The sequence below is a fragment of the Rahnella sp. PAMC25559 genome, assembly GCF_050632365.1.
GTDB lineage: Bacteria > Pseudomonadota > Gammaproteobacteria > Enterobacterales > Enterobacteriaceae > Rahnella > Rahnella rivi.
Genome location: NZ_CP192544.1, coordinates 20,641 through 33,452, shown reverse-complemented (window position 1 = coordinate 33,452; position 12,812 = coordinate 20,641). Strand labels below are relative to the sequence as shown.

16 protein-coding genes and 1 pseudogene are annotated in these 12,812 nt (G+C 49.9%); 7 read left to right on the top strand and 10 right to left on the bottom strand.

Annotation, left to right across the window (positions count from 1 at the left end; translation table 11 throughout):
- Positions 1–116: 116 nt before the first annotated feature.
- The 9 genes from ACQZQY_RS22655 to ACQZQY_RS22615 all read right to left on the bottom strand — a co-directional run bounded on the left by ACQZQY_RS22655 (position 117) and on the right by ACQZQY_RS22615 (position 6,799).
- Positions 117–515 (bottom strand): antiterminator Q family protein, encoded by a 399-nt coding sequence (locus tag ACQZQY_RS22655; protein WP_431297257.1) that lies wholly within the window; start codon positions 513–515, stop codon positions 117–119.
- Between the two features lie 16 nt (positions 516–531).
- Entirely contained in the window at positions 532–1,542 is a 1,011-nt protein-coding gene (locus ACQZQY_RS22650) for a DUF968 domain-containing protein (protein ID WP_390976267.1), read from the bottom strand.
- Positions 1,543–1,693: 151 nt separating this feature from the next.
- Positions 1,694–3,463 (bottom strand): DNA cytosine methyltransferase, encoded by a 1,770-nt coding sequence (locus ACQZQY_RS22645; RefSeq protein ID WP_431297256.1) that lies wholly within the window; start codon positions 3,461–3,463, stop codon positions 1,694–1,696.
- Positions 3,460–4,398: an MT-A70 family methyltransferase gene (locus tag ACQZQY_RS22640; RefSeq protein WP_431297255.1), complete on the bottom strand. Its 939-nt coding sequence runs from the start codon at positions 4,396–4,398 to the stop codon at positions 3,460–3,462. The genes ACQZQY_RS22645 and ACQZQY_RS22640 overlap by 4 nt, the downstream gene beginning before the upstream one ends.
- Positions 4,395–4,694, bottom strand: a complete 300-nt coding sequence (locus ACQZQY_RS22635) for a hypothetical protein (protein WP_431297254.1) — start codon at positions 4,692–4,694, stop codon at positions 4,395–4,397. The genes ACQZQY_RS22640 and ACQZQY_RS22635 overlap by 4 nt, the downstream gene beginning before the upstream one ends.
- On the bottom strand, positions 4,691–5,701 hold the full coding sequence (locus ACQZQY_RS22630; protein WP_431297253.1) for a conserved phage C-terminal domain-containing protein: 1,011 nt from the start codon (positions 5,699–5,701) through the stop codon (positions 4,691–4,693). Before ACQZQY_RS22630 ends, ACQZQY_RS22635 begins: the two co-directional genes overlap by 4 nt.
- Positions 5,698–5,874, bottom strand: a complete 177-nt coding sequence (locus ACQZQY_RS22625) for a DUF4222 domain-containing protein (RefSeq protein WP_431297252.1) — start codon at positions 5,872–5,874, stop codon at positions 5,698–5,700. The genes ACQZQY_RS22630 and ACQZQY_RS22625 overlap by 4 nt, the downstream gene beginning before the upstream one ends.
- Before the next feature lie 183 nt (positions 5,875–6,057).
- Positions 6,058–6,564 (bottom strand): YmfL family putative regulatory protein, encoded by a 507-nt coding sequence (locus ACQZQY_RS22620; RefSeq protein WP_431297251.1) that lies wholly within the window; start codon positions 6,562–6,564, stop codon positions 6,058–6,060.
- Between the two features lie 19 nt (positions 6,565–6,583).
- Positions 6,584–6,799 carry a Cro/CI family transcriptional regulator gene (locus tag ACQZQY_RS22615; RefSeq protein WP_112198719.1) on the bottom strand — a complete coding sequence of 72 codons (216 nt, stop codon included), beginning with the start codon at positions 6,797–6,799 and terminating at the stop codon, positions 6,584–6,586.
- Positions 6,800–6,896: 97 nt separating this feature from the next.
- On the opposite strand from ACQZQY_RS22615, the gene ACQZQY_RS22610 reads away from it, so the two are divergent.
- From ACQZQY_RS22610 to ACQZQY_RS22580, 7 genes are all read left to right on the top strand, one after another.
- Positions 6,897–7,541 carry a LexA family protein gene (locus ACQZQY_RS22610; RefSeq protein WP_112198718.1) on the top strand — a complete coding sequence of 215 codons (645 nt, stop codon included), beginning with the start codon at positions 6,897–6,899 and terminating at the stop codon, positions 7,539–7,541.
- Positions 7,542–7,772: 231 nt separating this feature from the next.
- Positions 7,773–7,931 (top strand): hypothetical protein, encoded by a 159-nt coding sequence (locus tag ACQZQY_RS22605; RefSeq protein WP_167459681.1) that lies wholly within the window; start codon positions 7,773–7,775, stop codon positions 7,929–7,931.
- A 1,129-nt stretch (positions 7,932–9,060) separates the two neighbouring features.
- Positions 9,061–9,357: a DUF4406 domain-containing protein gene (locus tag ACQZQY_RS22600; RefSeq protein WP_183850857.1), complete on the top strand. Its 297-nt coding sequence runs from the start codon at positions 9,061–9,063 to the stop codon at positions 9,355–9,357.
- Positions 9,350–9,826, top strand: coding sequence for a hypothetical protein (locus ACQZQY_RS22595; protein WP_183850855.1), 477 nt, complete (start codon positions 9,350–9,352; stop codon positions 9,824–9,826). Before ACQZQY_RS22600 ends, ACQZQY_RS22595 begins: the two co-directional genes overlap by 8 nt.
- Positions 9,826–10,119 carry a hypothetical protein gene (locus ACQZQY_RS22590; RefSeq protein WP_136376632.1) on the top strand — a complete coding sequence of 98 codons (294 nt, stop codon included), beginning with the start codon at positions 9,826–9,828 and terminating at the stop codon, positions 10,117–10,119. Before ACQZQY_RS22595 ends, ACQZQY_RS22590 begins: the two co-directional genes overlap by 1 nt.
- 43 nt (positions 10,120–10,162) lie before the next feature.
- Positions 10,163–10,405 carry an excisionase gene (locus tag ACQZQY_RS22585; RefSeq protein ID WP_136376633.1) on the top strand — a complete coding sequence of 81 codons (243 nt, stop codon included), beginning with the start codon at positions 10,163–10,165 and terminating at the stop codon, positions 10,403–10,405.
- Complete coding sequence (locus ACQZQY_RS22580; RefSeq protein ID WP_183850853.1) at positions 10,389–11,513, top strand: phage integrase Arm DNA-binding domain-containing protein; 1,125 nt, start codon at positions 10,389–10,391, stop codon at positions 11,511–11,513. The genes ACQZQY_RS22585 and ACQZQY_RS22580 overlap by 17 nt, the downstream gene beginning before the upstream one ends.
- Positions 11,514–11,593: 80 nt before the next feature.
- On the opposite strand, the pseudogene ACQZQY_RS22575 reads toward ACQZQY_RS22580, so the two are convergent.
- Positions 11,594–12,229 (bottom strand): annotated as a pseudogene (locus tag ACQZQY_RS22575) (porin); the annotation flags it as partial.
- Positions 12,230–12,812 lie beyond the last annotated feature (583 nt).

Genomic DNA, 12,812 nt, shown 5'->3' with positions numbered 1-12,812 from the left:
AGTCTTTTCTAAATAAAAAACCGCTGGAGCGAGACTCTGTGATTCCCTAAGCTTTGAGACTAAGTGACCACTCTTAACAAGTTACAAGAGTTTTTGCGTAGCGCACTAGAACTATTTTAAGCGACTTCAGCTACCCTGATTTTCTGAGTGTAAGCGTCCATCTCCAGCACCGCGCCGGTCATCGCCAGACAGCCATCGATAAACCCTTCAGCTACCTGCAACTGTTGTCGAATTAGCCCCTCGCTAACTTTTCGCATCTTCGCTATTTTTCGTTTCGACAGGCCACTGCGATAATGAAGCATGATCAGGTCCACCTCTTCCGGTTTCCGAACTGCGGCCAGGCGCCCCACAGCGGCATCCACAATCAGGCCATCATTATCACAGCAAGATTCTACCTTGCTGGATTCGGCGGGAAGCAGGCCTTTGAAACCAGCGGAAATCGGTGACCAACTCACGCCAGAGTTATCTCGAGCCCACACACCGTAACGAGCCAGTACCAGTTGAATATCACGCATTATTCTCTCCACACTCTTATTTTGCTTTGCCGGTAGCGATAACACCCATCGCCAGCGCGCGGTCTAATGTCGTCAGTAACAGATGTTCCTGTGTACCGTGTTCTCTTTCCCAATCCTGGGTATTCGCATGAAGTGAGTCGTGACACCGTCTGCACAGAGGGATCACGAACAGGTCATGCGCTTTTGTCGCCATACCGCCAAAGCCATTTCCGGTGATGTGATGCGGATCATCAGATCCGTTACCACAGGCACAGCAGGGCTGGCGCTTTACCCACTGGGTGTATTTTGTGTTCTCATACCGGCGGCGCTTCGGGCGAAGCAAATAGGACTCAGGCGTCTCCGGATCGATTGCCAGCGCCAGCACCGGTTTGATGTTTTCCGCCAGCACTTCACCAGGCTGTTTCGCCCATGGGTTCACGTCCGCCTCTTTACGCTGTCCACCAGGTACGTCGTAAGGAATCCCCATGGCTTCACTGATAATTTTCTGCGGTAACTTGTCAGCTATGCCCTTTCCGACCGCCCACCAGCACAACTCGCCCAGTGATATTTTGTGACCAACAGGCTCGCCCAGCCAGCGGCGGATCCTTTCAGTGACAAATTCCATGGTGTTCGCCAGAGCTAAGTCATCCAGATCGACTGATTCTTTGTTCCGTAACTGAGTGTCGTGATACCAGCATAGGGATATAACTCCGCGCTTCCGGCGCGCATGCGTCATTTCGTGGTGGTGATATCCAGCATGATCGGAGCATTGGCAACCGCGATTGTGTTTAACCCAGTTAGTCATCTCCTCCCAGCCGCCAGCAGCATAAAGAACGGGCTCTGACGCAAGAAAACTGATTATCAGTGGGTGTTTGGCGATCGGCTGCACTTCTGGAAGAACAAGCCCATCTGGCGCATTACGCAAATCAGCGGGCTCGTCGGTGATCAGCAGACGTTTCCCTGTGAAGTGCTGCAGCATGTCGCCCGGCGGCCGCAACAGCACGATCCCCAAATCCCTCTGTGGGTATGGCTTCAATAATGCCCTCATTTTGCGCCCTCCCCAGCCTTGACTAGGCTATTCAGTACAGCATCAGCATGTTCCCGCGCCGCTGTGTAATCAGTGGGATGCAGCTCCCCCTCCGGGGAGACTGCTTTTAACCAACCGCGATAGGCATCCAGCCAAATGCTTTGAAGTTCGTTCACGCAGCCACCTCATTCTCAGCGCCGCACATTTCTGGCAGATTGACGCGTACCAGGGCTTCAGCGAACGGCGGCGGTACCGCATTGCCACAGCGCGCAACCTGTTTATCTTTCGCATATTTGGTGCCGCGGTAGTCCTGATCGATGATGTACCAACTCGGGAAGCCCTGTGCCGCGTAAAGCTCATGCGGCTGAAGCATGCGCATTCCGATATCAACGATTTGGTAATCCACACCTTCCACTGTTACAAGGCCGAACCGATCATTCGTGGTAACGGTGTGCAGCGATTCGTTAAGGCTGACACCTTCTTTCTCATTGCCGTAATACTTAAGCATGAAGGCGCGTACCTCCCCGATATGTAGGCCGCCAGCCGTAATTGTTGGCGCTGGCTCAGTTACTGGCTGGCCGTCTTTGCAGGTGCCGCGCAGTTTAATCAGATTGGAGGTAACCAGCGCGTGATGGTCTGTAGTAGTGACGGTGTGCGCCGGTGCATCCATCGCGGTGCCAGCGCCGGTGTAATTTCCGCCGAAATGCTTCGCGAGGAACGCAGCACATAACTGGCTTTTACCGCCGCCGCCCGCCGTAATGGTGGCATTTGGCTCGTCCGCAGCATGACCAACGCTATTTCCGAACTGACGTAATACAAGGGGAATCATTTTTGCTTCAACCATACCGAGTGCATGCCCATTTCCGCCCGGACGTTCTGAACTACCAGCAGTAATGGTTGGCAGCGGTTCATCACATTCCTGACCTGTTGCGCCGGTGCGGAACTTGGTGATATGAGGTGTAACGACCGCATAACCGTGAGTTTTTGTGATCGTCTGAAGTGGCTCATCCAGCGCCTGACCACGGAAGCAGTTATAAAAGGATTTAGTGCTGGTGTGATTGCACTTCACGATAAACGGCGTCGGGTTGTCGATCACGAAGCGCTGAATGCCACGCGCTATACGCTTCAGCGTGTTCTCAGCCAGCGGCTTTTTGCGTTCGAAGATGCTCGGGCACGGAATGGACCAGTCAATGCACTCAGCGGCGGTGCGGTAGGGCGCCAGCTTGCCGCTCTGCACATCGAGAGACTTGGGATCGCCGTGGCTGGCCACTGGCCACTGAACTGGCTGGCCGTCGCAGCGCATCACCATGAAGAACCTGCGGCGGATGGTCGGCGCGCCGAAGTCACAGGCACGTAACTCGCGGTGATCGACAACATAGCCCAGCCCGGCTACCAGACGGCGGACATCGTCGCTGTTCACATCGATGTTCAGCACTTCACAGCACTCGGCAATCGCTGGATGATCAGCGGCAATGCCGATTGTCAGCATTCCAATGAACGCGGCAAATGTTTCGCCAGTGCGCGCCGGATCCGGATGTTCTGTGCCGTCTTCTGCGGTCAGCAGCGGCCCCCACGTTTTAAACTCTTCAACGTTCTCCAACATCATGACGCGCGGACGCTTCGCAAGTGCCCAGCGGATCACAATCCAGGCCAAACCACGGATTTCTTTCTTAACCGGTTTGCTGCCCTTCGCTTTGCTGAAATGACGGCAATCCGGGCTGAACCACGCCAGACCAACCGGGCGGCCAGCGGTCGCTGCAACAGGGTCAACATCAAACACCGATTCGCAATAGTGCAGCGTTTCAGGGTGATTGGTGCTGTGCATGGCGATCGCGTTCTCGTCATGGTTGATCGCAATATCAACGCTACGGCCAGTTGCCATCTCAATACCGGTGCTCGCACCGCCGCCGCCTGCAAAATTGTCTACGATAATTTCTTTCACGCTGTTGCTCCCATTTTGCGGGCAAGTGTGCCGGCGGTATCAATGATCTGGTCTACCGGCATTCCGTCCATTTTCAGGCGGTTGATGTGGTGACGAAGTTTGTTCTGCAGGCGCGCGTCGAGATTTGAAGACTCGGTGACCTGGTCAAAGAGATGGTTAACTTCGGCTGGCCATACGCGATTATTGGTTTCCGGTACCGGAGTAATTTCAGGAATATTTTGTTGCTGGGTTTGCTGTAATGCGCCAGCAATAGCCTGGTAATAACCTGTCTGAGCTTTTACGCGTGAGTTGCGCGCAGCAGGCATGGCTGTGAACGTGGCCGGGACCAGATCAATATCGTTGAAAGGGTTTTCGTTGCCCCAGTGATGCCAGCCAGCAGCGTCACCACGGCTGAACAGTTCAATGCGGGATACTGACCCGTAAAGCTCTTCTAATCGCAGGCGCACCTCTGCTGGTTTTTCGCTGTGTTCACCGCGGCAGCTGTGAACAACCTGTTTAACGCTGGCGCTGACGCGCTCGAGCCCGGCGCCGCGGGTAGCGATCAGAACATCTTCGCTATTGCCGCGCGTATAGTTGCCGCCGTTCATCACCGTTTCGGCGCTGAGCGCATCCAGAAAGTCTTCAAAGTCGATCATGGTTTGCTCTGCAAGTGCCCGCTCAATACGCCCGCGCGCCTGCTCATAAAGCTTGATCCACGTGAAACCTTTCATCGTCTTGACTTTAAAGCCCCATGCCTGAGCCAGCTCGACAGCTTCTTCTGCGAAATTGCCGGTGTACCACATTGCCAACACTGCGCTTTCAGCGGCGATTGACCAGACCGGGAGGCGTTTGATGTCTTCCAGCGTCATGGTGCTATAATGATCGCCCGCTGCACCGTTGCTGATTTTGTTGCTGTACTGCCAAGGCGGATCCGCATATATCAGTTGATAGCTCATGCCTGCCCCCTTCCCTGACGTACTGCCCACAAATTACGCTCAAACTCAGCATTGATTTCAGCCTGCGTTTTCACTGCCTCGGATGCCGCGATGAGTCGATATTTACTCGGCGATTTTTCGGTCATGGTGATTGTGATTTTTGGTCGGCGGCGCAGCGCGTTGAGGGCGCCATGAACTGCCGTAGGGTGCGGCGTAAGCCCAGTGTTAACCACGATTACGGCCTCGATTACTGCCGCGGTGCGCGGGGTGTTATCGCTCTCCAGCACTTCAAGAACTAATTCTGGATATGATTTCATGCTGCTTTCACTCCCTGCTGGCTCTGGGTGCACTCTTTCCAAATCTTGGCCCATGTGGTGATGGCGAAATCACTGCGCATGCTGCGGACGCTGGCTTTGCTGGCCTCGGTGCATACCAATTTTTCCAACTCGCTCGGAGCCTTGGTTGCCGCTACACCGCTGATGAACCGGCGGTATGCCGCGTCGCGTTCGGCGGTATCAACTGCAACGTCACCGTCAGCTGTCCACTTGCCATTCACACAGACCGGGCGGCCACTCTTCGCCCATTTGGTCGCGCTGAGCAGGTAGCCTTCGAATTTTGCTGGCTGGAACAACGTTGCCGGGCGCAGATACTCGGCCATCTTCGGAGAGTCGCCCCAGTGAACCTGCTTGTATTCGATAACCAGCTGCAGTTCTTCCAGGGTGTGGCCTTCTCGCAGACGGGCACGCATGTTTTCCAGCGAGCTGTTGGCAGGCTGATAACGTGATCCGGTGATTTGGTTCAGGTGTTTCAGTGCCTGTTTAGCCTGATCAGTAATTTCAACCTCGGCGTCGGTCTGCGCAGCAGGCTGACAAAGGGTTTTTATATCTGATGGATCTTGTTTTGAATTTACTAACGGATCCCCCCCAGATTCTGGCGGGTGAAAACCGGTATTCGTGTTGGATTTTGATGCGTCAAATTTTGACCGGTCAGAATTTGAGGTGTCAGATTTTGATGCGTCAGAATCTGACGGTTCAGCAGCAGCACGAAGCTTCGCAATATTCAGCTGGTACATGTTCGACGTATTGCGGTTTCCCTTGCGGCGCTGGGTACTGGTGATCCAGCCGTCAGCCTCAAGTTTGCCCAACGTAGTGCGCACAGTGCTTTCACCGGCACCCAGCTGGCGGGCAATGGTGGTAATCGACGGCCAGCACAGGCCTTCGTCAGAACTGAAGTCAGCGAGGCGCGCCATAATGGCAACCGCCGATATTTTTAAACCGGCAGCAGCGCAACCATCCCAGACGTATGCGGATAACTTAACGCTCATAAGACCCTCTTAAACTTTCGCCGGAATTGTTCAGTAGACTGGGCGCACTCATGCGGGTAACCGGCGCGCATGAAGATGACGCGATCCCCTGCTCTGTCGAAGCCCACGACGTGTACCACAATGCCCCGCCAATCCTTGTAACGCCTGTCCAGCTTTTGGATTTCTTCAGACATGCCGTCACCTTCTGGCTGCTCTGGCGGACGTAACCTACCCACCACTCCGCGAACTGGTAGTTGCACGGCATCCAGCGGTTACCTATCATCACTTCATACGAAAGAGAGCCAGCGGCCCCGCCTGTCGCAACACAGCGGATTTGCGGAACGCCAGCTTTTATGAGTAGACTGTTCATGCGTTAATCACTCCACACACGTTTTTAATGCGCCGACGCCTCGGGACTGCACTCCTGAGGCGTCAACCCTTTCATGCAAAGCCACCACTGACTTCACGTACTCATCGCGGGCAGCTAAATGCTTACGATGAAGAGCCATAATTTCTGCCTTCTCGCCTTCATCAATCACCCCGTCGTCTGCAATCGAAATATTTATCTGCTGATCGACCTTCCCACTCTTAGCGGCAACCTTTACCCCTTTGATAAACAGGTCAACATGGTCCAGTTCGTCACGATTGGGGATTTCAACGAAAAAACCGCCGCGGCGCTGGGCGAAGTAATCCGCCAGATGATTAGTGCCGCTGATGTCTTCCATCGCTTCCAGCTCGGCAATTTCGAAGAACCGGCAGCCGTTCTTTTCGTACAAATTGTTGTTGAACTGCGTTTCAGTCATGCCCAGAGCGCCAGCCATAGCAGACCGACCGCTGGGATAGGCTTTGCACATCGTTTTAACTACTGATTTCAGGTCTACCATGTTGTTTTCCCTTTGGTAGTTATGGTTGTTCACCACTGGTGATAGCCTTTTTGTAAAGTGTTGGGTCGTATTTCAGTTCACCTTTGGTTCTATATGCAGCCTCGGCAGCTCGGCCTTTCGGGATCAGTTGGCCAGGGCGCTTTCTCCACAAATAAAATGCTTCAGGGGATATCCCAAAAAACTCAGCGACTTTACCGGGTTCGCCAAAATATTTTTCAAGGTCACTCGTCGTCATAACACCTCCGGTTTCTAAATTAATTTAGATAGTATTATTTAATTTTATTTTGATCAATAAAAACTAAAATAACTTAGGTTCATTAAGAGGATGGAAAATGCTTACCCAAGGGCAGCGGATAAAAAACCTTCGTAAAGACAGGAAACTGACTCAAGCTCAGGTCGCAAAGGCGCTAGGTGTTAGTGATGTGACTATTGGCTACTGGGAACGTGACCTGAATGAACCGGGTGGGAAGTCTTTGAGTAATTTGGCGGCTTTTTTCGGTGTTTCTGAGGCTTTCATTCTTTACGGTAAAGAAGAAATTTCTAACATCATTCCCGCATCTTTTGGGACACGCCAGATCCCCATTATCAGTTACGTTCAGGCTGGTATCTGGACATCCGCGTCGGACGCAAGCAACCTTGAAGGTAATATTGACTATATCCTAACTGACATAGGACTATCACCCCGTTCTTTTGCCTTAAAAATCAAAGGAAAGTCAATGGAGCCAGAGTTTACTGAAGGTGATCTAATTATCGTTGATCCGGACATAGGTCCGCTGCCTGGTGATTACGTTGTAGCGAAGAATGGTGAACATGAAGCAACATTCAAAAAATACAGAGCACGTGGCAGAGATGCTGGGGGTAATGAGATTTTTTCCCTTGTGCCTCTAAATCAAGATTTCCCAACAAAACATTCTGACCAAGAACCCATATCAATAATTGGCGTAATGGTAGAGCACCGAAAATTCAGACGGCGTTGATCCCCCCTTCCTACTAGCCCTACTTCATTCAAAACACCTTTCAGTTATAAATCTAAATATTTTTAGTTTTCACTGTTGCATTAAAAACTAAATTATTTTAGATTTACGCCATCAGCAGTGATCAACGTGGATGCCCACGCAGTAGTTGCAGGTGGCAAAGAAGCATCGAATGATTCTCTCAGGTATCAGCAGCACGACGGCAAGAACAGAGCAGCTTAATGAAGTATCGGGATGGATAAGCAAGAACCGAAAACTGTTGGTCTGGCATCTTCGAATGAAGAGTTCATCGAAGAAACGGATCCTGAAAGCTTGCAAGAGCAAGCACAGGGAGTAGCCGCCTTTATAGAAGACGGCGAGATTACCAAAATTAATCTCTTATCTTCGGATTGAAAGCTTCAATTCGGTTAATGAGCAACTTGGTTGCCGAGGCAACGGCAGGATCCTTACCTTTATAAGCTTGAGCATGACGATTTAGATTTTCAATGACGTCGCTCTTTACTGTGGGTAAGACGGTTGAAACGGAATGAAGCGCTACCGTGAATGCGTTCTCAAGAGATTCAATCCTACGGGCTAAAGTGACTAAATTAGTCGAAGCGTTTTCCACCTTCATTTCCTTCTTGGTTGTGTGAGAACTACCAAGATAACACCGCCGCCTGAGGTGGAGAAGTGACCAGGCACACAACAGAAAGAACACTGTAGCTTAATGGCAGTTTGAATAATTCAACCCTGGCGGCTGGATTCAATATGGTGAAAGAGGTGGTCGGGCAGAGGCGGAACGAGGGCGATATAGGGAGTGTCCCTGAATGTGACTACTGAGCTCACATCTACTGGGTGGTGGCAAAGAGCGCAGACGAGCGAGGAAACTATGTCAGAGCTGGGGTAATTGGAAGAGGCAACAAAACGTTCAGAAGTACATTTCTCACAAGAGAGTTTTATGTCAGGCATTTTTACAACTCGGGGGATAGGTGCGGGACTTAATTAGAATTATTAAGAATTTTCCTATTCAGGTTTTAGTGTAGCAGGTTTCTCGGTTTTCGCCGAATTAGCACAACGATAAGAGTATTGGTTGTTGAGCGTCTCACTAACAATCAACTTCTGAACCACAGAATCAGTGCTCTTAACGTTGTGGCAAGCATCAGGTGATGGCCGGGCCTATCCCGCCCGGTTGCGGTTTCGACTACCGCCGCCCTATCAGATCGACGTGGAACTCGATAATTGCTGTGTGTACGTGTCTTTCGGCGGTGGCATGACTCTTCAACCTACCCAAGGGGGAGCGAAGATAATGTTCTGATCATGACCACCGCCAATTTTTTCGCAAATATAGACAAGGGTTCGCTGGCCCCGCCAGTACTAAGCCAGAGGCTCTTGTCTATGTCTGAGTAAATTAAATTAATTGCCATCACTGGCAAGGGATTCGCTCACGCCGAAATCAGCTAAAGGGGTATTTCATGAAAACTGATATCGCTTTTTATCTGACCCTCGGCGTGGTTATGGCAATCACTTATTTAGGAATGCAGCCATGAAAGTGTACATCGCAGGGCCGATGACCGGCCTACCGCAATTTAACCGCCCTGCTTTCATCCGGGCAGCGATGAATCTGTCATTCGAAAAGCATGTCCCGCTTAATCCAGCGATCCTGCCGGACGGCCTGACAGAAGCTGATTACATGGCCGTCGGCCTGACAATGCTTCAGCGCGCAGATGCTATCTACCTGCTGACCGGCTGGCAGTTCAGCGCAGGCGCCAGAGCTGAACATGCGCTGGCCTTGAAGTTAGGTTTGGAAGTAATCGAACAAAGGGTTAGCAGCCATGACTGAGGCAACCAAAGACTTCCAAATCTTCAGCGCTATGAAAGCCCGTGTTGAGAATGCAATTAATCAAGGGCATGACCAAATGGCAATCCCTGTTGAAGCCCTCAAAATAATCCTCGATCAGCTCGAAGTTATCAGAAAATCGGAGTGGAAGCTGGCTGGTGAATTGACCGAACTGCAAATGAATTACAACGCGATTCAGATGAAAGGTGATCAGGTCCCGGTGGCTTGGTTAAACGACGCGCATCTTGCGCGCGGCCACATCGTAGGTGAGGCGGGTGAAGAGGATGCCGGTCCAGGTATGATTCCCGTTTACCGAGAAAAATACCTTCCGCCGCAAAAGCCCGCCATCAGCAAAGAAAAACTGTGTGACTGGTTAGAAGATAATTTTGATATCGATGATAGCCAGCGCGACGCATTCGCTAATTGTTTTGCTCATCACTGCAAGTGCATCGTTAAAAAGGAAAATGAATAATGAAGAATTTAACCAACGAACGTCTGAAGGAAATCATAGCGCATCGCTCCCCTTCTCTGCGCTGGGGAGAGGCTGAAGCAATGGCAAGAGAGCTTTTAGTTTTGCGTCCTGGTGAAGTGGCCGCGGTTACTGCTGAATCCGCGCCAGCATATCTTCTGGGTTTAATGGAACAGGTTAAAGCCTGCAACACCCCGGAAGAGCTCAGAGAACTGAGGAGCCGGGTTAGCCTGTCTGATCTGAATACAGCGATCGGTTCTATCGACCAAGCAATCGAAAAACTTTCAAATCTGTAAGCCGATGTGCAGCCAGCTATAACTTAAACGTGTGGGGTGATTTATGGCGAGAACATTAACGTTAGATGAATGGGCTCTCGATGAGTTTTCAGCACCAATACCCAGCAGAGCAACGCTGATGAGGTATGCCAAAAACGGAATGATTTACCCCCTTCCCTTTAAGGCTGGACGTTGCTGGCGTGTTGAAGCGACAGCGCGTTTTATTGGCATGGCCGAGAAGCCCGAGATCAGCAAGGACTTAGATCCACGTTTAATGAGGATTCTCGAAGATGGCACGTCCACGTAAATACAACGTGAATATCCCAGGTCTTTCCTGCTACACCGACGCCAGAACCAAAAAGGTTTACTGGCGTTATAAACATCCAGGAACAGGAAAATTTCACGGGCTTGGAGACAATGAAGAGGAAGCAAAAGCAATCGCAATAGATGCAAATATGCAATTAAACCAGCGGAAAATGGCAAATCTTCTCCGGGTAAGAAATGAAATTAGCCGTGAGGTAAGCAAAGGGATTACCACAAATGCATGGGTTGATAAGTACAGACTAATTCAATTAGACAGAGTTAAAGCCGGTGAGATCAAAGCTGATACTGCAAAGCTTCGTGAACCATCATTAAGAGCTTTGGTTTCTCACTGTGGCATAAAAACCTTATCAGATGTAGGTGCCAGAGATATCGCCGGAATTCTGGATCTATATATAGAAAAAGGCCAAGGCCGAATGGCGCAAATGGTACGTTCCACACTGAGTGATGTTTTTAAGGAAGCCCAGCATGCTGGGGAGGTTCCTGCTGGATATAATCCGGCGAAAGCAACTAAGCAACCAAGAGCGAAAGTTACAAGGCAAAGGCTTTCATTGGATGAGTGGAAGGAAATATATAAAGAGGCTTTGAAGATGCCAGTACACATTCCCCGTGCAATGTTGTTGGCAATTATTACCGGACAGCGAATTGGAGATATTTCAAAATTAAAATTCGCGGATATTTGGGATAACAAGCTTCATATAGTACAACAAAAAACCGGGGCAAAAGTTGCCATTCCGCTTTCTTTAAAATGTGAAGCGTTGGGCATTACACTTCAGGATGTCATTGCTGAATGTCGTGATTCAGTTTTGAGCCAATGGATCTTGCATCATCACAGAGCGAGAAGAAATTGTACGCGTGGCGGGCAGATCACTAAGAGCACACTTTCAAAGGGATTTGCAGAAGCGCGAGATAACTGCGGCCTAAAATGGACGGGGGAAAGTCCCCCCACCTTTCACGAGCAGCGTTCTCTGTCAGAACGGCTTTTCAGTGAACAGGGTGTGAACACACAGGTTTTACTCGGACACAAAAATAGCCAGATGACTGAGAAATATCACGACGATCGGGGTAAAGACTGGAAGGAGGTTATCGTTTAATTCGTTGGTGGTTTTGCAGAAGAATTTTGCAGGAGTTTTGCAGGGATGCACATTTATCTTGTAATAATATGAAGTTAGCAGTTGATACCCATGCCGAAATCATAGGTGGTGGACAAACCGTAGCCGTCACCGTTCTGATGACCGACATCGCGATGATTGTTTGTGCCTTCAGTATCGTTGGTGCCATCGTTAGCACCCTGATATTGCAGTGCAAAGTTCAGGCCTTTCACTTCGCCGAAGAAGTCAGTGTTACGGTAAGTTGCAACGCCGTTGGTACGGCCAACCATGAAGTTATCGGTGGTAGTGTAGGTATCGCCACCGAACACTGGCAGCATATCGGTCCAGGCTTCAACGTCATACACTACGCCGTAGTTACGGCCATAATCGAAAGAACCGTAGTTATCGAATTTCAGACCTGCAAAGCCCAGACGGGTCGCATTGCCAGAATTGCTACCTTCGGTGTTGTTTGCCTGAACGTTGTATTCCCACTGGCCGTAACCGGTCAGTTGGTCAGAAATTTGGGTTTCACCTTTAAAGCCAACGCGGACGTAGGTTTCATCACCATCGTCACCCACGTTGTCAGAGAACTGATGACGGGCATCCACTTTACCGTACAGGTCAAGTTTGTTGCCGTCTTTATTATAAACTTCCGCGGAGTGTGCTGCGCCAGCAACTAATAAGGCTGGAACAATCAGGGCCAATGCTTTTAATTTCATGACGTCATTCCTTTATCATTTAATTGAATACTTAATTTTTTTATATATACTTTATTTATGAGTCAGAGCTCGCAGTAATACTAACCAACTAGTTCCCTTGTTATGTAGGGAAATTATCGCGTTTGTTTTTATTATTTATTGCTAAGTATTTCAATGCTATTGACATATATTTGGTGTGAATGAATTAAAATTAAATATATATAAATTGTATTTATTTTTAGCTTTTATCTTGTGGTAATTTACTTTCCGGATTGTGGCATCATCACTGCAATTCATTTTTACCCTTCCTTGGTTTTATTGTTTATATTTATCCGTCGCGATCCCCCTGTCCGCGACCGCAATGATTACCCCGCCTGACTGCGGGGTTTTTTTTTGCATAAAAAAACCCATAACCGGCGAAAGTTATGGGCTCTGCAAATGAGAGAGAACTAAGAAATACGACGAGGTCAGAGAAACGTTAAACGTCCACAACAACCTGCATATCTGATGCTGGGATTGCGCATCCGCAAGGCCAACACCCGCTATTCAGGCACAACGGCTACTCTCAGGAGAAGAGTTTGTTAAACGCACAGTTCGTTCCAGT